The sequence below is a fragment of the Clostridium frigidicarnis genome (assembly GCF_900111985.1).
Classification (GTDB): Bacteria; Bacillota; Clostridia; order Clostridiales; family Clostridiaceae; genus Clostridium_Z; species Clostridium_Z frigidicarnis.
This window is the reverse complement of the sequence record NZ_FOKI01000008.1, coordinates 117,419-139,841: the sequence shown is the minus strand read 5'-3', so window position 1 is coordinate 139,841 and position 22,423 is coordinate 117,419. Positions and strand designations below refer to the sequence as shown.

15 protein-coding genes and 2 riboswitches are annotated in these 22,423 nt (G+C 27.2%); of the genes, 13 read left to right on the top strand and 2 right to left on the bottom strand.

From position 1 onward, the window contains the following. The first annotated feature begins 170 nt into the window (after nucleotides 1–170). The 12 genes from BM119_RS06975 (at nucleotide 171) to BM119_RS06925 (ending at nucleotide 19,220) form a co-directional block, all read left to right on the top strand. On the top strand, nucleotides 171–1,124 hold the full coding sequence (locus tag BM119_RS06975; RefSeq protein WP_090040087.1) for an ABC transporter permease: 954 nt from the start codon (nucleotides 171–173) through the stop codon (nucleotides 1,122–1,124). Beyond that, nucleotides 1,114–2,064 carry an iron chelate uptake ABC transporter family permease subunit gene (locus tag BM119_RS06970; protein WP_090040085.1) on the top strand — a complete coding sequence of 317 codons (951 nt, stop codon included), beginning with the start codon at nucleotides 1,114–1,116 and terminating at the stop codon, nucleotides 2,062–2,064. Before BM119_RS06975 ends, BM119_RS06970 begins: the two co-directional genes overlap by 11 nt. Then, entirely contained in the window at nucleotides 2,061–2,846 is a 786-nt protein-coding gene (locus BM119_RS06965) for an iron ABC transporter ATP-binding protein (RefSeq protein WP_090040083.1), read from the top strand. The genes BM119_RS06970 and BM119_RS06965 overlap by 4 nt, the downstream gene beginning before the upstream one ends. Then, the gene (locus BM119_RS06960; RefSeq protein WP_090040082.1) at nucleotides 2,847–3,794 is read left to right on the top strand and encodes a siderophore ABC transporter substrate-binding protein; all 948 of its coding nucleotides are present in this window, start codon (nucleotides 2,847–2,849) and stop codon (nucleotides 3,792–3,794) included. A 217-nt stretch (nucleotides 3,795–4,011) separates the two neighbouring features. Further along, nucleotides 4,012–4,152 carry a hypothetical protein gene (locus BM119_RS19780; RefSeq protein WP_177199329.1) on the top strand — a complete coding sequence of 47 codons (141 nt, stop codon included), beginning with the start codon at nucleotides 4,012–4,014 and terminating at the stop codon, nucleotides 4,150–4,152. A gap of 135 nt (nucleotides 4,153–4,287) precedes the next feature. Further along, nucleotides 4,288–4,466: riboswitch (cobalamin riboswitch) on the top strand. A 140-nt stretch (nucleotides 4,467–4,606) separates the two neighbouring features. After that, entirely contained in the window at nucleotides 4,607–5,329 is a 723-nt protein-coding gene (locus tag BM119_RS06955; protein WP_090040080.1) for a DUF4430 domain-containing protein, read from the top strand. A gap of 34 nt (nucleotides 5,330–5,363) precedes the next feature. Further along, entirely contained in the window at nucleotides 5,364–7,262 is a 1,899-nt protein-coding gene (locus BM119_RS06950) for a prenyltransferase/squalene oxidase repeat-containing protein (protein WP_090040078.1), read from the top strand. A gap of 100 nt (nucleotides 7,263–7,362) precedes the next feature. Next, a riboswitch (cobalamin riboswitch) is annotated at nucleotides 7,363–7,527 on the top strand. 133 nt (nucleotides 7,528–7,660) lie between these two features. Further along, nucleotides 7,661–15,049: a prenyltransferase/squalene oxidase repeat-containing protein gene (locus BM119_RS06945; RefSeq protein ID WP_090040077.1), complete on the top strand. Its 7,389-nt coding sequence runs from the start codon at nucleotides 7,661–7,663 to the stop codon at nucleotides 15,047–15,049. A gap of 196 nt (nucleotides 15,050–15,245) precedes the next feature. Next, nucleotides 15,246–15,998: a DUF4430 domain-containing protein gene (locus tag BM119_RS06940; protein WP_090040075.1), complete on the top strand. Its 753-nt coding sequence runs from the start codon at nucleotides 15,246–15,248 to the stop codon at nucleotides 15,996–15,998. Beyond that, nucleotides 15,962–16,876 carry an energy-coupling factor transporter transmembrane component T gene (locus BM119_RS06935; protein ID WP_242948343.1) on the top strand — a complete coding sequence of 305 codons (915 nt, stop codon included), beginning with the start codon at nucleotides 15,962–15,964 and terminating at the stop codon, nucleotides 16,874–16,876. Before BM119_RS06940 ends, BM119_RS06935 begins: the two co-directional genes overlap by 37 nt. Further along, nucleotides 16,858–18,546 (top strand): ABC transporter ATP-binding protein, encoded by a 1,689-nt coding sequence (locus BM119_RS06930; protein WP_090040074.1) that lies wholly within the window; start codon nucleotides 16,858–16,860, stop codon nucleotides 18,544–18,546. The genes BM119_RS06935 and BM119_RS06930 overlap by 19 nt, the downstream gene beginning before the upstream one ends. Then, nucleotides 18,516–19,220: an ECF transporter S component gene (locus BM119_RS06925; protein WP_177199328.1), complete on the top strand. Its 705-nt coding sequence runs from the start codon at nucleotides 18,516–18,518 to the stop codon at nucleotides 19,218–19,220. Before BM119_RS06930 ends, BM119_RS06925 begins: the two co-directional genes overlap by 31 nt. A 391-nt stretch (nucleotides 19,221–19,611) precedes the next feature. Here the strand turns inward: BM119_RS06925 and BM119_RS06920 are convergent, their stop codons facing one another. Beyond that, nucleotides 19,612–20,085, bottom strand: coding sequence for a heme-degrading domain-containing protein (locus BM119_RS06920; protein ID WP_090040072.1), 474 nt, complete (start codon nucleotides 20,083–20,085; stop codon nucleotides 19,612–19,614). Nucleotides 20,086–20,353: 268 nt separating this feature from the next. On the opposite strand from BM119_RS06920, the gene BM119_RS06915 reads away from it, so the two are divergent. Continuing rightward, on the top strand, nucleotides 20,354–21,106 hold the full coding sequence (locus BM119_RS06915) for an exodeoxyribonuclease III (protein WP_090040070.1): 753 nt from the start codon (nucleotides 20,354–20,356) through the stop codon (nucleotides 21,104–21,106). Between the two features lie 83 nt (nucleotides 21,107–21,189). Here the strand turns inward: BM119_RS06915 and BM119_RS06910 are convergent, their stop codons facing one another. Beyond that, complete coding sequence (locus BM119_RS06910; RefSeq protein WP_090040068.1) at nucleotides 21,190–22,344, bottom strand: MalY/PatB family protein; 1,155 nt, start codon at nucleotides 22,342–22,344, stop codon at nucleotides 21,190–21,192. Between the last annotated feature and the right edge of the window lie 79 nt (nucleotides 22,345–22,423).

Below are 22,423 nucleotides of genomic sequence, written 5' to 3'. Positions count from 1 at the left end.
ATTTGAATGTGCCTTATATTAGAGTAGTTAAGTAAAATTAACTGCTCTATTTTTATGAAATAAGAATAAAGTATTGACAATGATAACTATTATCAGTATTATATAGATGATAACAGTTATCAATAACTTTTCTAATGGAATATAAGTAGTAATAATTAAGGGAGAAACAGATGAAAAAAAGATATCTACTACCAGTACTTATAGTTTTATCTATAATATCTTTATTTATTGGGGTACATGACATATCAATAATGGATCTAATAAATAGAGATACAGAGAAAATACATATTATGGCTATCAGTAGATTGCCAAGGCTTTTAAGTATAATAGTTGCAGGCGTAGCCATGAGTATTAGTGGAGTTATAATGCAACAAATAAGTAATAATAAATTTGTATCACCTACAACAGCTGCAACAATGGATTCCGCTAAATTAGGGGTTTTAGTATCCATAATGATATTTTCATCAGCAACCACTATGGAGAAAATATTAACTGCATTTATATTTTCGCTTTTAGGAACTTTTGTTTTTATGAAGCTTTTGAAGAAAATTAAGTTTAAGAACGTTGTTTTCATACCTTTAGTAGGAATTATGGTTGGAAACGTTATTGGATCAATTACAGATTTTTTTGCGTATAAATATAATCTTATTCAAAATATGAGTTCTTTCTTACAGGGGAATTTTTCAATGATTATAAAGGGTAATTATGAAATTATACTTTTAACAATTCCACTTTTACTAGTGTCATTTTTATACGCCAACAAATTCACAATAATTGGAATGGGAGAAGATGTATCAAAAAATTTAGGACTTAATTTTAATAAAGTTGCAAACATAGGAGTAACTCTTGTGGCATTAATGTCAGCATTGGTATTAATAACAGTAGGAAACATACCTTTTGTTGGACTTGTTGTTCCTAATATAGTGTCTATCTTTAGAGGGGACAACCTTAGTAAAAATATAGGTATAACAGCTTTATTTGGAGCTATCTTTGTTTTAGCTTGTGACATAGTTGGTAGAGTTATAATTTTTCCATATGAGATACCTATAAGTTTAACTGTAGGTGTTATTGGAAGTGTTATTTTTCTATACCTAATTTTTAGGAGGACTACAAATGAAGGATAAAAAGAAGATATACATACTTTTATTTATTGCAATATTTGTGATACTTTTGTTTTTATTTCAGGGATTAAATGAAAACAATTTTAAATACAACCTTTACAAGAGAATACCAAAGGTATTGGCAATAATATTAACAGGAGGAGCTATAGCATTTTCCTCTATTATATTTCAAACAATTACAAATAATAGAATATTAACTCCAAGCATTTTAGGGTTAGATGCTCTCTATGGATTTCTTCAAACTCTTGCTGTATTTATTTTTGGAGCATCAAGTATTGTAATGACTAGTCATAAGGTGAATTTTATTATTACTATGACACTTATGATTTTAAGTACACTAATTTTGTATAAAGTAATGTTTAAGAATGGGAAAAACAATATATTCTTTCTTCTACTAGTAGGTACAGTACTAGGAACTTTATTTAAGAGTTTATCTACTTTTATGCAAGTGCTTATTGATCCAAATGAATTTGAGGCATTACAAGGAAAATTATTCGCAAGTTTTTCTAATGTAAATACAGATATACTTTTAGTAGTAGTAATAATTATGCTTTTAGTATTTGCATTTATATATGATGATCTGAAAAAATTAGATGTTATGTTGCTTGGAAGAGATACATCTATAAACTTAGGAATTGACTACAATAAACTTTCAAAAAAAATATTATTAGTAGTTTCAGTATTGGTATCTATTTCTACTGCTTTAGTCGGTTCTATAACATTTTTAGGGTTAATAGTAGTTAATGTTTCCTATGAAATGTTTAAGACATTTAAGCATAGTTATTTAATATTAGGAGCAATGCTAATAAGCATAATAGCCTTAGTTGGAGGGCAGTTTTTTGTAGAAAGAATTTTAAATTACAATAGTACAGTAAGTATAATAATAAACTTTATTGGAGGAATTTATTTTATATATCTTTTACTAAAGGAGAACAAGAGATGATTGAAATAAAAAATCTAACAAAACAATATGGAAACAAAAATGTTGTAGACAATGTGTCTTTCAATATTGAAAGAGGTAAAATAACATCATTAATTGGACCTAATGGGGCAGGGAAAAGTACATTATTATCAATGATAGCACCAATCCTAGAAAGAGATTGGGGACAAGTATTAATTGATGGAAAAGAGATGAAGGAATGGGATAGCAAAGAATTTGCAAAAAAGGTAGCTATTTTGAAGCAATCTAACAATATAAATATAAGATTAACAATAAAGGAATTAGTTGAATTTGGTCGCTACCCCCATTGTGAAGGAAAGTTAACAAAGGAGGACAAAATACATGTAAACAAAGCAATTGAATATATGAAAATTAAGGATATTGAAAATAAATATCTAGATGAATTAAGTGGTGGACAAAGACAAAGAGCTTATATAGCTATGGTTATAGCTCAAAATACAGAATATATTCTTTTAGATGAACCATTAAACAATTTAGATATGAAACATTCTGTTCAAATGATGAAAGTATTAAGAAATCTTGTAGATGAATTACAAAAAACTGTTGTAATAGTGATGCATGATATTAATTTTGCATCATGCTATTCAGATAATATAGTAATACTTAAAGATGGTAAACTTATAAAAAACTCAGATACTGATTCAATAATAAACAAAGAATTATTGGAAGAAATTTATGAAATTGACTTTGATATAAAAAATATTAATGGAAACAAAATATGTGTATATTTTTGTAATGAATACTGTAAGAGGAGAGAGATTTAAATGAATAAAAAAATAGGAACAATTGTTATAGCTATTATAGTTATATTATTAGGAGCAACATATTTTATAAAGAATAAAACCAGTAATGAAAATACTACAAGTAAGGAAAGTACAATTAATATAACCCATAGATATGGAGAAACTACGGTACCTAAAAATCCTAAAAGAGTTGTTGTTTTAGATTATGGCAGCGTAGATATATTAGATAATATGGGGATAGATATAGTAGGATTACCAAAATCCAGTATCCCAAATTACTTAGAAAAGTTTAAGGATGATAAATATACAGATCTTGGTGCGTTATTAGAGTTTAGCTTAGAAAAAATAAATGAGCTTAAACCAGATTTAATAATAATAGAGGGTAGACAAGAGAAATATTATGATGAACTATCTAAAATAGCACCAACCATAGGATTAGGAACAGAAAAAAATGATCATTTTGGTTCGCTTAAGAAAAATGTAAACATATTGGGTAGTATTTTTGAAAAAGAAGATTTTGCAAAAAATCAGCTAGAGAATATAGATAAAGAAGTTAAAGAGTTAAATGAACAGATAAAAAGAGAAAATAAAAATGCTTTAGTAGCAATGGTTAATGAAGGAACTATTAGTGTATTTGGGCAAGGATCTAGATTTACAACTATATACGATGAGTTTGGTTTTAATTTAGCAGATGATAAAATTAGCGACGCTAAGCATGGACAAAATATAACATATGAATATCTATTAGATAAAAATCCTGGCTATTTATTTGTAATTGATAAAGGGGTTATAGTTGGAAATAATCAAGAAAGTGCTAAAGATGTAATAGAAAAAGATATAGTAAAGGGTACTAATGCATATACAAACAATAAAATAATATACCTTACTCCAGAAACTTGGTACTTAGGAGGAAGTGGTATTACGGCAACAAATAACATGATAAAGGAAATAAGCAATGCAATAAAATAATTTTTATATTTGTATCTTAAGTATTAGAATTTTATCTAATAGTTACCGCAAGAATAAAGATTCATTCTATTTAAAAGAAACACTATCTATACTATTAAAATTTAATAATGTAGGTAGTGTTTAATTTTTTAGGTTATGTAAATCTTAGTTTTTATGTAGGAATATATTTATATTCAAATGGAGAAAATATAATAAACTTAAAAAAGGAGGAAGAAGAATGGAAAATTTTAAAGATAGCTATTCAATAGCAAATATAGGTGAAAAAGAAAAAGAGACAATAAAAAAATGTGAAGAAATAATGAAAGAAGAAACAGGCAAGAATTTTGTTATGATTGCTTGGGAAAAAGCAACAAAATAAAATGTCAGTAAATTCTAGATTGCTTAAGGGTTATGTTACAAATTTAGTTACAAAATTATTTTGTCTATCAATTATCTTAAAATAATTCTATATATTGACATAAAAAATCTATTGGTATATTATAAGAATGAACAAAATAATCTAAATATTATCGGTTATAGCTATGTATTAAAAGGGAATGTGGTGAAAATCCACAACAGCTCACTCTACTGTAAAAGTTACGAAACCTTTATTACCACTGAATGATTTTGGGAAGGAAAGGGATTAGGTATGAAACTTTAAGTCAGGAGACCTGCCGGTAATAGAATATTTGTCTTTCGGTGGGGAATGATGAGTATAACATTAAGGTATGCTTTTATTTGTATGCTTTAGTATTATACCCAAGAAACCTTACTAAATAGGTTTCTTTTTTTATTGTTATTTTCTCACTAAATAAAAAAAGGGGGAAAGAAAAATGAACAAAATTTTTAAGAAAAGTAGGTTGTTGGCATTAATTATAGCAATGATAATTGTGTTTACAAATGGTTCAACAGCATTTGCTATGGGCGCAAGTGGACAACCTGCAAAAGTAAAATTCTCTGTAGAGAGAAGAGTAATTGGACAGCTGGATATAATACCAATGAAAGAGTTATCCATAGAACAAGGTGAACCTACATCTGTAGTTTTAGACAGAGTTCTAAAAGATTCTGGAATAAAATATAAAAGCACAGGTGATATAATTAACTCATTTTATTTATCTAAAATAAAGGTAGATGGACAATGGCTTGGAGAATTTGATCATGGATTTTTAAGTGGTTGGATGTATAGTGTAAACGGTTCTAAACCTGGTGTTGGTATGAGTGGATATAATTTACATGATGGTGATGTAGTAAGAATACACTACACAGCTAAAGAATTTGGACAAGATGTAGATTGTGTAGATAAAATTTTTGCATTAAGAGAAAAAATAAGTCAAGGTAAAAATTATAAAGAAGAAAATTATACAAAAGAAACATTTGAAAATTTAAAATCTTCTATAGCTGAAGCTGAAGCAAATATGTTATCAAATGAAGAAATAGGAAAAGGCATGTCAACTAAATTAGGCAAAGGAGATGCTGATTTAAAAGTATTATCAAATAAAATGGAACAGCATATAAAATCCATAGATAATGATATAAATAATTTGAAAAATAAATAGTGAATTTTTTACTGAACAAAAAGGGGGCAGAATAGTGAAAAAAACTTTTAAAAACAATAGTTTAATTGCTTTAATTATTTCCATAGTATTTATTTTCACTAATTTTTCAACTGCTTTTGCAAAAGTTGAAAATAAAACAAATAATACTAATTTATCAGCAATTTCAAGAAGTTCTAACATTGATTTAAAAGAAGCAATAAATAAAACTTCACAATATATGCTTAAAGATTGTGCAGAGTTAAAATATGGCAGAGAGTGGTATGCTATAGGGCTTTCTAGAGCAGGAATTAAAGTATCAGATGGATATTATGAAAATTATTATAAAAGTGTAGTTGAAGAAGTAAGTTATGAGGAGGGGGATTTTTCAAAGGTAACAGATTTAGAAAGAATAATTTTAGCATTAAATTCAATTGGAAAAAATCCTGAAAAGATTGGAGATTATAATTTAATAGGTCTTTTGTGGAATTATGAAAACATAACAAAACAAGGATTAAATGGGCCTGTATTTGCATTATTAGCATTAGATTCAAAAAAATATGAAGAACCCAAAAATGCAGTAAATACTAGAGAAAGTTTAATAAAGAATGTCTTAGAATTTAAAACAGAAGATGGAGGATTTTCATTATTTAAAAATTCTAAAAATGCTGATGTAGATATGACAGCAATGACATTACAAGCATTATCAAATTATATGGATAATGAAGAGGTTAAAAAAGTTGTAGAATCATCATTAAAAGTTTTATCTAAGAATCAATTAGATAACGGAGGATATAAGTCAGAGTGGTCAGGAGAAAATGTACAAAGTCCTGCACAAGTAATAGTAGCATTAACAGCTTTAGGAAAAGACATAATGGATCCATCTAATGGATTTGTAAAGAAAGATGGAAACTTATTGTCTTATGTTATAACTTATCAAGATAAAAATGGAGGATTTGAACATCCAAAGGGAACAGTAAATTCAATGGCTACAGAACAAGCTATGTATACATTAGTATCATATGATAGATTTATTAATAAAAAAAATAAACTATATGATATGAATGATGAAAAAACTAGTAATCCTAGTATTGATGTAAAAGATGCAATAAATAAAACTGCACAATATATGGTTAAGGATTGTGCAGAATTAAAATGTGGTAAAGAATGGTATACTATAGGGCTTTCTAGATCAGGAATTAAGATACCTGATGGATACTATGAAAATTATTACAACAGTGTAGTTGAAGAAGTAAATGATGAGGATGGAGAGTTTTCAAAGGTAACAGATTTAGAAAGAATAATTCTAGCATTAAATTCTATTGGAAAAGATCCTACAAGTGTTAGAGAATATAATTTAATAGATAAATTATGGAACTATGAAAACATAACAAAACAAGGCTTAAATGGACCTGTGTTTGCATTATTAGCATTAGATTCAAAAAAATATGAAGAACCCAAAAATGCAGTAAATACTAGAGAAAGTTTAATGAAAAGTATCTTAGAGTTTAAAACAGAGGATGGAGGATTTTCATTATTTAAAAATTCTAAAAATGCAGATGTAGATATGACAGCAATGACATTACAAGCATTATCAAATTATATGGATAATGAAGAAGTTAAAGAAGTTGTAGAATCATCATTAAAAGTGTTATCTAAAAATCAATTAGATAACGGAGGATATAAGTCAGAATGGTCAGGAGAAAATGTACAAAGTCCTGCACAAGTAATAGTAGCATTAACAGCTTTAGGAAAAGATATACTGGATCCATCTAATGGATTTGTAAAGAAAGATGGAAATTTATTATCTTATGTTATGACTTATCAAAATAAAAATGGAGGATTTGAACATCCAAAGGGAACAGTAAATTCAATGGCTACAGAACAAGCTATGTATACACTAGTAGCATATGATAGATTTATTAATAATCAAAGTAAGTTATATGATATGAGATAAAATTCATAACAATTACACAAAAATATAGTCTTATTATAGAAAACATATTTAGAATGTGTAAAAAAATAAAAGCATTCTAGAATTAAATTTTAGAATGCTTTTTATACATAATATTATCAGTTAAGGGAATGTGGTGAAAATCCACAACAGCTCACTCTACTGTAAAAGTTACAAAACCTTTATTACCACTGAATTTATTTTGGGAAGGAAAGGGAGTAGATATGAAACTTTAAGTCAGGAAACCTGATGATGATAAAATATTTATCTTTCGGTGAGGAATGATGAGTATAAAATTAATGTATATTTTTAATATATTAATTTTATACCCAAGAAACCTTATTAGCTACAGGTTTCTTTTTTATTGTTCTTTTTTCACTGAATAAAAAGGGGGAAAAAGTATGAAAAAACTTTCTAAAAGTAAGAGTTTAATTGCTTTTATTATGACTATAGTATTTATTTTTACTAATTTTTCAACTGCTTTTGCACAAGTAGAAAGTAAAAAAAATTCTATAAATTCATCAATAGTTTTGGAAAACTCGCAGATTAATATAAAAGAAGCAATAAGTAATACTGCTCAATATATGATTAATCAAGATAAAGATTTAACATATGGAAAAGAATGGTGTATAATGGGCCTTTCTAGAGCAGGAATTAAACTGCTTGATGAATACTATGAAAATTATTATAACAGTGTAGTTAAAGAAGTAAATGATGAGGATGGAGAGTTTTCAAAGGTAACAGATTTAGAAAGAATAATTCTAGCATTAAATTCTATTGGAAAAGATCCTACAAGTGTTAGAGAATATAATTTAATAGATAAATTATGGAACTATGAAAACATAACAAAACAAGGCTTAAATGGACCTGTGTTTGCATTATTAGCATTAGATTCAAAAAAATATAAAGAACCCAAAAATGCAGTAAATACTAGAGAAAGTTTAATAAAAAGTATATTAGAGTTTAAAACAGAGGATGGAGGATTTTCATTATTTAAAAATTCTAAAAATGCAGATGTAGATATGACAGCAATAACATTACAAGCATTATCAAATTATATGGATAATGAAGAGGTTAAAGAAGTTGTAGAATCATCATTAAAAGTGTTATCTGAAAATCAATTAGATAACGGAGGATACAAGTCAGAGTGGTCAGGGGAAAATGTACAAAGTTCTGCACAGGTAATAGTTGCATTAACAGCTTTAGGAAAAGATATACTAGATTCATCTAATGGATTTGTAAAGAAAGATGGAAACTTATTATCTTATGTTATGACTTATCAAAATGAAAATGGAGGATTTGAGTATCCAAAGGGAACAATAAATTCAATGGCTACAGAACAAACCATGTATGGGTTGGTATCATATGATAGATTTGCTGATGGAAAAAATAAATTATATGATATGAGCTGTGAAGAAACTAGTGATATTAATGAAAATATAGATTTGAAAATTCAATATTTATATACTAGTACATTTCTTAAAAATAAGATAAATAAAGCAAAAGATTATAATAAAGAAAATTATACAGAAGATAGTTTTAATTTATTAGAAAGTGCAATAAGCAAAGGAGAAGAAACTAAAGATAATATAGAAAGTAAACAGGAAAACTTAAGTGATGAGGAAAATAAAGATTTAATAGAAACAGCTGAAGAAAATATAAAAAATATAGATAATGCTGAAAATAATTTAGAAGAAAATAAGGATGAGATAAAAAAACAATGCTCAGAAAAAGCTCAATCACTTAAAGAAAAAATAACGGAAGCGGAAAACTATAAGGAAGGAGATTATACAAAAGATAGTTTCAGTGCATTAACTGAAGCAATAACAAAAGGTAAAGAAATAGCAAGTAAGTTAGAAAATGATGCCATAGAAAATTCAAGTGAAGAAGAGTTACAAAGTTTAATAAATGATTCTGAAAAGATTAAAGAAGATATAAATTCAGCTATAAGCAAATTAGAAAAAAACAAACAAAGTAATTTGGAAGAAAATAAGAATGAGCTAAAAAAACAATGCTCAGAAAAACTTGAAGAATTCAAAGAAATAATAAAAAAAGCAGAAAACTATAATAAAAAAGATTATACAGAAGATAGTTTCACGGCATTAACTGAAGTAATAACAAATAGTAACGAAATAATAGGGAATATAAAAGAAGATGAAATAGAAAAATTAAGTGCTGAAGATATACAGGACTTAATAGAAAAACTTGAAGTAAGTATATTATCAATAGATAATGCTATAAAATCTTTAAATGCAAAATCTGAAGAAGCAAAAATTACTTTTTCAGTAGAAATAAGGACACTTGGACAACCAGATATTATATCTCCAACAGAAGTAAATATAAATGAAGGGGAAACTGTATCTGAAGTTTTAGAGAGAGTTTTAGAAGAGGAAGATATAAAATTAAGATATTCTGATGAAGGTTATATTAGGATTAAAGCCCCTAATATAAATGGATTTGTTGACCAAGGTAAGTACAACGGATATTGTGGTTGGATGCATAGCATTAATGGATTAAGAAGTAATGCAAAAGTTGAAAAAAATATGTTAATACTTGATGATGAAATTAAAGAAAAAACAGTAAAAAGTGGTGATGTAGTTAGAGTTTATTATACATGTAGAGGCTGTGGACAGGATATAGATTGTTTAGATAACATGGAAAAACTTAAAGAAACTATAAAAAAAACAGAAGAATATAATGAGGTAGATTATACCAATAGATCTTTTGAGGCTTTAGTTAAAGCAGCAGAAAGTTCAAAAGCAGATATAGTATCTGATGAAAAAATAAATGAAATGATGACACATGAAGGCAAGCAGGGTTTTGACTCAAAAATTGATGAAGATAAAGAATTAACAGATTTAGCAAAGAAGTTTGATGACCATATAGAAGAAATTGAAAATGCTATAAAAGATTTAGTTAAAGTAAATATGGCTGACAATGAGTTAAAAGACCAATGTATAAAATATCTTCAAACACTTAGGGAGAAGATTAAAGAAAGAAAAACTTATAAAGAAGAAGATTATACAGAGGATAGTTTTAATTTATTAAAAGATGCAATAACAAATAGTGAAAAAACAATAAGTGATACAGATGAAGACAAAATAAAAGATTTAAGCAAGGATGAGTTACAAAATCTCTTAGATGCATTTGAAAATAATCTAGGAAATATAGATAAAGCTATAAATAATTTAAAAGAAACTAATACTGAATTAAAGAAACAATGTATAGAAGAAGCTAAATCACTTAAACAAAAAATAGAAGAAGGGAAAAAATATAATAAAGACAATTATACAGAAGATAGTTTTAAAGTGTTAAAAGATACAATAGCAAATGGTGAAAAAACATTAGGCGATTTAGAAGAAGATAAAATAGAAAATTTAAATAAAGAGCAATTGCAAAGTTTAATAAAAACAGCTGAAGAAAACATAGAAGGTATAGGGAATGCTATAAATAATTTAAAAGAAACTAGTATTGAATTAAAGAATCAATGTCTAGAAAAGGCTAAATCACTTAAACAAAAAATAGAAGAAGGAAAAAAATATAAAATACAAAATTATACAGAAGATAGTTTCAAAGCATTAGAAGGTGCAATAATAAATGGCGAAAAAACAATAAGTAATATAAATGATGATAGATTAAAAAATCTAAGTACAGATGAATTACAAAGTTTAATAAAAACAGTTGGGGAAAACAAAGATGATATAGATGCTGTTATAAATAGTTTAAAAGAAACTAATATTGAATTAAAGAATAAATGCTTGGAAGAAGCTAAATCACTTAAACAAGAAATAGAAAAAGGAAAACAATATAACAAAGAAGATTATACAGAAAATAGTTTCAATTCATTAAAAGATGCAATAGCAAATGCTAAGGTAATATCAGCTAATATATATGAAGATAAGTTAAAGAATTTAGACACGAAAGAATTACAAAGCTTAATAGATAAAATTCAACTTAGCATTGAATCAATAGAGAATGCTATTAAAGCTTTAGAGGTACAAACTAAAGTTGAAAAAGTTACATTTTCTATAGAAAGAAGAGTGCTTGGACAACCTGATATTATGGCACCAACAGAAGTAAATATAAAACATGGAGAACTTACATCTGTAGTTTTAGATAGAATTTTAAAAGAAAAAAATATAAAGTATAAAAAAACTGGAGAGATACGAGACAATTTTTATTTAGCTTCCATGAAAGTTGATGGAGAATGGCTTGGGGAGTTTGATCATGGTTATTTAAGTGGATGGATGTATAGTCTTAATGGGTCAAGGCCTAATGTTGGAATGGCTGGAAGAACATTAAAAGATGGAGATGTAGTTAGAATTTATTATACTTGTAAAGCTTTTGGACAAGATATAGATTGTGTAGATACGATATTTAATCTTAGAGATAAGGTAAAAGAGGCAAAGAAATATAAAGAAGAAGATTACACTAGTGAATCTTTTAATGATTTAAAAAAAGTAATAAAAAGTGCAGAAGCTGACATACCATCAGATGAAGAAATAGGAAGAATGATGTCAACTACATTAGCTAAGAATTATAATAGTAAATCTAATTTAATAACTAAAAACATTATTGCTATTGCTAATGCTATTGCAAAAGAAGGAGATTCAGGTACATGGGTACCCGAGCTAGATGAAGAATTATCAGCATTATCACGTAATTTTGAAAAGCATATAAAAGAAATTGATAATGCTATAAAAGCATTAGTTAAAGAAGATAATGAAAACAAAGATTTAAAAACTCAATGCTTAGATAAGATTAAAGTACTTGAAAATAAAATAATTGAAGGGAAAAGATATGTTAAAGTAACTTACACAGAAGATAGCTTCAAAGCTTTACAAGAAGCAATATCTAAAGGAGAAGAGACAGTAGGAAATATAGATAAAGAAACAATAAAAGATTTAAGTGATGAAAAATTAAAAAGTTTGCTAGAAACAGTTAAAAATAACATAAAAGATATAGATAAAGCTATAAGTGATTTGGAAAAAAATAACAATAAGCTTAAAAAGCAATGTTTTAATAGAATTAATTTACTTAAAGATTCAATTAAGAAAGCAGAAAAATATAATAAAGAAAACTATACAGCAGAAACTTTTAAAGTATTGCAAGAGTCTATTGATAATGGAAAAAAAGAAATGGATAAAGTAGGAGAAGAAATAGATTCTTATAATAAAAAACAGTTAACAGATTTACTAGAAACTTTAGAAAAAGCTATAAGAAATATAGATAATAGTATAAGTAATTTAGAAAAAAACAGCGAAGATTTAAAAAAACAATGTGAAGAAAAGTTAAATGATTTAAAAGAAAAAATAAAATCAGCAAAGGAATTTGAAGAAGAAAAATACACAGAAGAAACATTTAAAAATTTAAAGGATGCTATAGAAGAAGGAGAAAAAGAATCACAGGATATAGATAAAGATATAAACAAAGTTGATAATGATAAATTAAAAGAATTTATAAAGAATATTGAAAAGAAAATAAGTTCTATAGATGATGCAATAGAGAAAATAGAAGAAAAACCAGTAATGCCAAGTGTTAATGTTGATGAAGCTATTGATGGTGCTTCTAAATGGATATTAAAAAGTTGCCCAAATCCAACATATTCAAATGAATGGTATATATTGGGTCTTGCAAGAAGTGGATATAGTGTGCCTAGTGGTTATTATGAAAAATATTATGAAAGTGTTGAAAAAGAAGTACAAAAACAAAAGGGTAATTTTAGAAAAGTTACAGATTTAGAAAGAATAATATTGGCAGTAACATCTATAGGAAAAGATCCTACTAATGTTGGAGGATATAATTTAATAAATATTTTATTTAACTACGAAGACGTAAATAAACAAGGATTAAACGGACCAGTTTTTGCATTAATAGCTTTAGATACAAATGAATATTCAGAACCAAAAAATGCAATAAATACTAGAGAGAGTTTAATAAAAGAAATAATGAAATATAAAACAAAAGATGGTGGATTTTCATTATTTGAAAATGCAAAGAATGCAGATGTGGATATGACAGCAATGACTTTACAAGCTTTATCAAATTATACTCATCGTAGTGATGTAAAAAATGCAGTAGATTCATCATTAAAAATACTATCTAAAATTCAGCTTGATAATGGAGGATATAAATCAGATTGGTCAGGAGAAAATGTTCAAAGTCCTGCTCAAGTAATAGTTGCATTAACAGCTTTAGGTAAAGATATAATGGATAAAGAAAACGGATTTGTAAAAGAAAATGGAGATTTATTATCAACCGTTATGGAATATAAAAATAGTAATGGAGCATTTGAACATCCTAAAAATGTACCTAATGGAATGGCAACAGAACAATCTTTATATACATTAGTAGCTTATAAAAGATTTTGTGAAGGTAAAAAGAAACTATATGATATGAGTGACGTATCTTCAGAGAGTAAAAATAAAGAAGAAATGAAAGAGCAATGTAATAAAAAAATTAAAACTTTAAAAGATAAAATAAAAAGTGGAAATGAGTATAAAGAAAGTGATTATACAAAAGACAGTTTTAAAAAATTAAAAGATTTAGTTAAGGATGCTGAAAAAGATTTAGATAAGTTACAAAAAGAAATAGACAATGGAGATTTAAAAGGTTTAGATAAAACATTAGAAAAGATAGAAAAATATATAAATGATATTGATAAAGCAATTAATGGATTAGAAGAAGAAATAAAAGTTAAATGTTCAAATAAACTTAAAGAATTAAAAGATTGTTTAAAAGAAGTAAAAGAATATAAAGATGTAGATTATACTGAGGAAAGTCATAATAAGTTAAAAACTGTAATCCAAAAGATGGAAAAATATATGGGAGCAAATGAAAAAGACATAGAAAAAGAAACAAATAAAGATAAACTTAAAAAGTATTTTAAAACAATGGAAGATTATTTGAACGAACTTGATGATGCTGTAAAGAATTTAAAGAAAAGACCTTCAGAAAATTTAGAGATAAAAAATAATGACAATAACATAAAAGTTAATTTCAACAAAGGAATTTTACCAGAAAACAGTATATTAAATGTAAAAAATATAATAAAAGATGATGAGTCAAAGTATACAAGTGCAAAACAAATATTAAGCAAAATTAACAGTACCTCTAATCTTATTTCTTTATATGACATTAAAATAGAAGCTGATGGTAAAGTAATAGAGCCTAAGGATTATGTAAGTGTATCTATAACATTACCAGAGGATTATGTTATTAAGGATAATAAAATAATAAAAGTAGTAAAACTGTTTGAAGATGGAAGTGTAAAAGAACTTGATTTTAAAGTGGATGGTAAGAATGTAGTATTTAAAACTAAAGATTTTTCTTTATATAGCATTATAGAAATAGATAAAGAAGACAAGCCATCTACCGAAAATAAACCAGATAATGATAATAAAGATGACAACAATGTAGAAGTAAATGATAACGACAATATCAATAAAGAGTCTAATACTAATTCTAATAGTGAGGATAGTGGAAGTAATTCTAATAGAAAGGGCTTAAAAAATATAAATAGAGGTAGCTCAAATAGTGTAAATTCTGAGGATTCAAATGGGGAAGATGAAGATGAGGATGAAGATTCAGATGAAGAATCTTCAGAGGATATTAATTATGACAAGGAAATGATAGATGCTTTAAAAGAAAATAATGGAGATTTAAGAGAAGCTATAGGTGAATTTAAAAATCTTTATAGTAGCAATATGAATAAGGCAATAGGAGGGCTCGTAGGTTTAACTTTAATTTCTAATATAGGTATTGTATTGTTTATGAAAAAGAAAAAATAATGTGATTATTTATTGGTAATGTTTAGCGTTTATCAATTAATTAAGTGATTCAAAGCTTCAGATTAAGTTTGTTTAAATAAACTTAATCTGAAATTTTGAAAAGCTTAATTTAAAGTTTGCTGATTATCTTTTAAATTATAATAAGTTAGAGTATTGGTAATGAAATGAATTGAATGAAAAATTGGGAGTGATATAAGTGAAAAAGAAAATAGTCAATGTTTTATTGATAGTTATATTTATGTTTTCATTTGTTGGATGCGGTTTAAATAAAGTAGAAATACCAGAGCTTAATGTACCAGAAAGTTCTGATGTAGCTAGTGATTCAACAAATGCAGATTCAGATAAGAGTAATGTTGAAGAAAATAGTTCTGGTGAAGGTGAGTCAGAGAAAGAATCTGTAGACAACTCTACTGAGGATAAATCACCTGCAAAGGAAACATCAAATTCTAAAAATAAGAAAACATCATCTAAAAAAAATAGTACAAGTAACTCTAAATCAAATGATGAATCTAAAAAATCATCTGATGATAACACATGTACAATTACAATTAGATGTGATACAGCTATAAATACAGGAGTAAATAAGAAACCTGAATTTAGTCATTTACCTTCAGATGGAGTTATTTTACCAGTTACTACTATGAAAATTAAAAAGGGAGATACTGTATATGATATTCTTCAAAGAATTGTTAAAAGTAAAAAGATACATATGGAGTATAATGGTGTCGCAACTACTATATATATTCAAGGTATTGATAACTTATATGAATTTGACGGTGGAAGATGGAGTGGATGGATGTATTGTGTAAATGATTGGTATCCAAACTATGGATGTGGATCATATAAAGTTAAACCAGGAGATGTTATTCAATGGAATTATACCTGTGATTTAGGGGAGGACCTTGGACAGCATTGGCTAGGAGAAGATATAAGAGAGAAGGAAAAGTAATGGAAAAAGCATTTTCAAATTATCATCCAATAGTTAGTTTTTCGTACTTTACCATTATATTAATTTTTTCAATGCTTTTTATGCATCCAATATTTGTAGGTATATCTCTTATTAGTTCTATAATATATGCGCTACTTATAAATGGAGAAAAAGCATTAAAACTTAACATTCTATTTGGTATTCCAATGTTTATATTCATAGCATTAGCTAATCCTATATTTACTCATAGGGGAGCAACTTTATTATTTTATTTTAGGGGAAACCCTATAACATATGAGTCAATAAAATACGGAATAATGTCTGCTGCAATGATGCTATCGGTTATAATGTGGTTTAGTTGTTATAACACTATAATAACATCTGATGAGGTAATATATATTTTTGGAAAGTTTATACCATCTATTGCATTGATGATAAGTATGACTTTGAAATTAATACCAAAGCTTATAAATCAAACAAAAATTATAGCAGCAGCACAAAGAACAATAGGGTTTGATTGTACTAGTGGAAATTTAATAGCTAGAATAAAAGGTTCTATGAGAATATTATCTATATTGGTTACATGGGCACTAGAGGAAGGTGTTGAAACATCAGATTCAATGAGGGCTAGAGGATATGGAGTAAAAAAAAGAACTACCTTTTCAATTTTCATTTTTAACAGACAAGATTTTATTATGTTAATTTTCATAATTATATGCTTTATAGTATGTTTTATTGGATATGGTTTAGGTTTTGGAAAATTATCTTTTTATCCAAGAGTAGCAAAAATAAACTTTAGTATAAAGGCAATTTTTATATATACTACATTTTTAGTATTAAACACAACACCTATTTTTTTAGAGATTATGGAGGCAATAAAATGGAAATCATTAAAATAGAAAAACTCAATTTTTCATATCCTAAACAAAATAGAAAGGTGTTAAGCAATATAAACATAGAAATCAATGAAGGAGAGTTTATATTAGTATGTGGAAAATCGGGATGTGGAAAAACAACTTTATTAAAACATATGAAACCAGAAATAACTCCCCATGGAAATAGGTCTGGCATAATTAAATATTGTGGAATAGATTTAAATCTCCATAGAGAGGTTACAACAGCTTCTGAAATAGGATATGTAATGCAGGATTGTAATGCTCAAATAGTTACGGATAAAGTTTGGCATGAACTAGCTTTTGGATTAGAAAATATGGGCGTTGATACAGAAACCATAAGAAGAAAAGTTGCAGAAATGGCAAGTTTTTTTGGAATACAAGGATGGTTTAGAAAAAACACAAGTGAATTATCAGGAGGGCAAAAGCAATTATTAAATTTAGCATCAATAATGGTGATGGAACCTAAAGTTATTATATTGGATGAACCAACATCACAGCTAGATCCTATAGCATCAAGAGATTTTATTCACACTATAACAAAGATAAATAAAGAGCTTGGAACAACCATTATAATGACGGAGCATGAATTAGAAGAGGTATTTTCGTTGGCTGACAGGATATTGGTTATGGATAATTCAGAGATTTTATGTTTTGATACATGCCAAAGTGTAGTAAGAGAATTAATTGAAACAAAACATTCAATGTTTAATTCGTTGCCAACTCCAACAAGAATATATAAAGAAATACAAGTTGGAAACAAGTGTCCACTAACAGTAAAAGAGGGTAGAGCTTGGATAGATAACTTTATAAATATAAATACACTTAATGAGATAACTGCAACAATAGATAAAAGTACTTTAAAGAACCATGAAAACTCTGTCATTGAACTTAAAGATGTGTGGTTTAAGTATGATAAAAATCAGGAACCCGTATTAAGAAATGTTTCATTAAAAGTATCAAAAGGAGAAATATATTGCATACTTGGCGGGAATGGAGCAGGAAAAACAACAACCCTTTCAGTTATATCTTATGAAAAAAAGCCTTTAAAGGGAAAGGTTTTAGTAAATGGCATAGATATAAAAAAATATAAGAATGGTTCTTTATTTAAAGAAAACATGGCAGTTTTGCCTCAAAACCCTGAAAGTTTATTTCTATTTAATACATTAAGAGAAGATCTTTTAGATGTATATTATAATTCTAATATAGATAAAAAAGAGGCTTTAGAGAATGTTATAGAAATATCAAAAATATTTGATATAGATACCTTTTTAGATCAACATCCTTATGATTTAAGTGGTGGAGAGATGCAAAAGGCTGCAATGGCTAAAATAATGTTATTAAAGCCTAAAATAATTCTTTTAGATGAACCTACAAAGGGACTAGATATTTATGCAAGAGAAGAGCTTGGGAACATATTAATAGGTTTAAAAAAACAAGGGATTACAATTATAATGGTAACCCATGATATAGAGTTTAGTGCAATATACTCTGATAGATGTGCATTGTTCTTTGATGGCAATATTGTATCAGAAGGAGCGCCAAAAACTTTTTTTGCAAATAATAGATTTTATACAACTGCAGCCAATAGAATGGCAAGGCATATTAATGTCAATGCAGTTACATGTAAGGATGTGATAGATATATGCAAATCAGCAATAGAAGTAAAAGAATAAAATTAGCTGCATTGTTTATAACAATTATATTTCCAGTTACTTTAATGATTTATACTATAGTTGATAATAGAAATTATGGTGTAATAAGTGTAATATTTATTGTCCTTGCAATGATACCATTTTTAATGATGTATGAAATGAAAAAGCCAAAAGCAAGAGAATGGATACCTCTAGCAATAATGGCTGCTATAGCGTGTATTGGGAGAGTAGCTTTTGCTCCCATACCAAGCTTTAAGCCTACATCAGCTATTATTATTATTACTGCTATGGTTTTTGGTCCAGAAGCAGGATTTGTAACTGGGGCTGTAGCTGCAATATCTTCAAATTTATTTTTTGGACAAGGGCCATGGACACCTTGGCAAATGTTTTGTTGGGGTGCAATAGGTTTTATTGCAGGAATTTTATCTAAACATAATTTTTTAAATGAAAAGTGGAAGTTATGTACATTTGGAATGTTATGTGGATTTTTCTTTGGGTGGATAATGAACATTTGGGCTGCAACAGGATTTATTAATGAGTTTTCATGGAAGGCATTTGGCTCATTATACATATCAAGTTTTTGGTTTGATTTTACCCATGGATTATGCACAGTTATATTTTTATATTTATTATCAGACTCATGGGGAAGTAAGCTTCAACGAGTAAAAGTAAAGTATGGATTAATGGAACGATAAACTTGTTTAAGTGAGAAATTATCAATCAAGTTTTCTTAGAGTAAAAGTGAAGATGCTATATTAATTGATAATTGAGAAGTGACAATTAAGGAAAATTTTCTTTACGTTACTTAGAAAAATTAACTACACTTTACATTAAGTTTTATTTCATATGAAGATTCTCATAACAATAATAGAATGATAAGCGTTAGTAAACTATCACATAGAACGAATTCTCATTTGATAGTCATCAGATAAATTATAAGTATTCTTAGTAAAAAATATTATATCTGTTAAAATTTTAAAGGGCATTTTTTTAATATAAAGAATTCTTTAAAGAAAAGTGAGGTCTAAGCGAGAGTAAACTATCTGACAAACAGCTAGTTTATGTTGATTAGGCCTCACTTACCCCTTAATGACCAAGCAAATACTCTCTAATAGTATCTACTACTAAATTATGATCATCTTCTTGAGCAAGTCCGGATACTGTAATTGTACCTATAACTCCTACATTTTCTAAAGTTAAAGGAAATGCTCCACCATAAGGGGCATATTCATTAGGTGAAAGCAAATATTTCTCTTCTAAAGTTTTATTGGATATTTTAAGTTTTAAACCAATATAAAGAGAACTTTTATAAAATCTATTTACAATATTATTTTTTCTAGTAATCCAACTATCGTTGTCAGGAGAGGTACCATCAAAGGAGTAATGAAAAATTTCATGACCATTTTTAGATATGTCTATAGTAATAGGCTTATCTAAACTTCTGCCTTTTTCAATAAGTTTTAGTCCAATATCCAAGGCTGTTTCATTAGTAAATTCCTTGAAAATAAGCTCTCTTTCATCTGCTTCTATTATTCTTAGTTTATACTCTAAAGTTTCCATAAAGCCTCCCGGTGATTAATGCACTTCTTCTCTTTATTAAATACTTTATACAATATAAAAAGTATTTACATATAAAAAAGAAAAAATATTTTATATTTATATTACTTTAACTAATAAATAAAATCAATATAAGATTATATTAAATAATAATGAATAAAAGTTTAAAAAAGTAGAAATTTCTATGAAAATATTTACATAAGTTGTGAAGCTTAATACATATAGGATATAATCTAAAGTATATAAACATATAGTCAGGGAGGAGAGAGTTATGAAATTAATATCATGGAATGTCAATGGGATTAGAGCTTGTGTAACAAAAGGATTTTTAGATTACTTCAAAGAAGTAGATGCAGATATATTTTGTATCCAAGAAAGTAAATTACAACAAGGTCAAATAGATTTAAATCTTGAGGGATATTACGATTATTGGAACTATGCAGAAAAAAAAGGTTACTCAGGAACAGCAATCTTTACAAAAAAACAGCCTTTAAGTGTAGCCTATGGAATAAATATAGAAGAACACGATAAAGAAGGAAGAGTTATAACTTTAGAATTTGAAGATTTTTATATGATAACAGTATATACTCCTAATTCAAAACAGGAGTTAGCTAGACTAGAGTATAGAATGAAGTGGGAAGATGACTTTAGACTTTATTTAAAATCCTTAGAGAAAAATAAGCCTGTTATTGTATGTGGAGATTTAAATGTCGCTCATATAGAAATAGATTTAAAAAACCCTAAAACCAATAGAAAAAATGCAGGATTTAGTGATGAAGAAAGATCAAAATTCACAGAGCTTTTAAATGCAGGCTTCATAGATACATATCGTTATTTTAATTCAGATAAAGAAGGCACTTATTCATGGTGGTCATATAGATTTAATGCAAGAAAAAATAATGCAGGGTGGCGTATAGATTATTTCTGCGTTTCTAAAGACTTAGAAGATAGATTAGTTAGTGCAGATATTCATACAGAAGTCTTAGGATCTGATCATTGTCCAGTTGAGCTTGTAATTAAGTAAATCTAAAAAAATTTTAAGATTAAAATATAAGGTTAAACCCATGTATTTTGGATTTAACCTTGTGTTTTTATTAAAATTATAGTTTAAAGCTTATCTATAGCATTTTTTATTCTGTTTAAACCATTACATAAAAGTTCTCTTGGACAACCTATATTTAATCTCATAAATCCAATACCATCTTCTCCAAAAGTAGATCCATCATTTAATAATACTTTTGCATTATTATTTATAAGATTAACAAGATCACTTTGAGATAAATTAAGTTCTCTAAAGTCAAGCCAAACTAAATAAGTACCCTGGGATGGTGTAGCTTTAACAATTGGAAGATTTTCTTTTAAGAATGTATCCAAATAATTAAAATTGTTTTCTAGGTAAATCATTAAATCATTAAGCCAATATTCACAATGGTTATAAGATGCTATAAGCGCTGGCACAGAAAATATGTTTGGATGATTTAAGCCACAGCAAGTAAGAGATCTTACAAATTGTTCACGTAAATTGTTATTAGGAATTATTATGTTTGAACACTGAATTCCAGCTATATTAAAAGTTTTACTTGGAGAAGTACATATAATACAATTGTTATTTATTTCTTGGGAAATTTTAGAAAAAACAGTATGGGTTTTTCCGTTAAAAGTTAAATCATTATGTATTTCATCTGATATAACTAAAACATTATACTTTACACAAAGATTTCCTAAGGTTTCTAGCTCTTCTTTAGACCAAACTCTACCTATTGGGTTATGAGGACTACAAAGCATTAATGCTTTGACACCATTTTTAAAGTTTTCTTCTAGTGAGTTAAAGTCCATAGAATAAATGCCATCTTTTAATATTAGTTCATTTTCTACTAATTCACGTCCGTTATTTTTAACGGCTGAGAAGAATGGAGGGTATACAGGTGTTTGGATAGCTATCTTATCTCCCTTTTTAGTGAAGGTTTGAATAGCTATATTAAAAGCGGTGACAATTCCAGGCGTTGTTACTATCCAATGTTTTTGTATTTCCCAGTTATGGCGATTTTTCATCCAATTTATGATACTATCATAATAAGAATTTTGAATAGCTAAATAGCCATAGATTCCATGATCAACTCTAGATTTTAAAGCCTCGATTATTTCATCAGCACATTTAAAATCCATATCAGCAACCCACATAGGTAGTTGATCTGTAGGAACTGTATCCCATTTAACACTCATTGTGTTTTGTCTGTTGATTAAAGTATCAAAATTATTCATATGTGAACCCCCTAAATATTAAATAAACTTCTTTATATCTTAAAATTTATCATATGATCTTATAATATATAAGGTAAAC

Coding starts and splice junctions, on each gene's coding strand:
- BM119_RS06960 (WP_090040082.1), top strand. CDS start 2,847: ATGAATAAAAAAATAGGAACAATTGTTATAGCTATTATAGTTATATTA.
- BM119_RS06930 (WP_090040074.1), top strand. CDS start 16,858: ATGGAAATCATTAAAATAGAAAAACTCAATTTTTCATATCCTAAACAA.
- BM119_RS06965 (WP_090040083.1), top strand. CDS start 2,061: ATGATTGAAATAAAAAATCTAACAAAACAATATGGAAACAAAAATGTT.
- BM119_RS06945 (WP_090040077.1), top strand. CDS start 7,661: ATGAAAAAACTTTCTAAAAGTAAGAGTTTAATTGCTTTTATTATGACT.
- BM119_RS06955 (WP_090040080.1), top strand. CDS start 4,607: ATGAACAAAATTTTTAAGAAAAGTAGGTTGTTGGCATTAATTATAGCA.
- BM119_RS06915 (WP_090040070.1), top strand. CDS start 20,354: ATGAAATTAATATCATGGAATGTCAATGGGATTAGAGCTTGTGTAACA.
- BM119_RS06970 (WP_090040085.1), top strand. CDS start 1,114: ATGAAGGATAAAAAGAAGATATACATACTTTTATTTATTGCAATATTT.
- BM119_RS06975 (WP_090040087.1), top strand. CDS start 171: ATGAAAAAAAGATATCTACTACCAGTACTTATAGTTTTATCTATAATA.
- BM119_RS06910 (WP_090040068.1), bottom strand. CDS start 22,344: ATGAATAATTTTGATACTTTAATCAACAGACAAAACACAATGAGTGTT.
- BM119_RS19780 (WP_177199329.1), top strand. CDS start 4,012: ATGGAAAATTTTAAAGATAGCTATTCAATAGCAAATATAGGTGAAAAA.
- BM119_RS06920 (WP_090040072.1), bottom strand. CDS start 20,085: ATGGAAACTTTAGAGTATAAACTAAGAATAATAGAAGCAGATGAAAGA.
- BM119_RS06925 (WP_177199328.1), top strand. CDS start 18,516: ATGCAAATCAGCAATAGAAGTAAAAGAATAAAATTAGCTGCATTGTTT.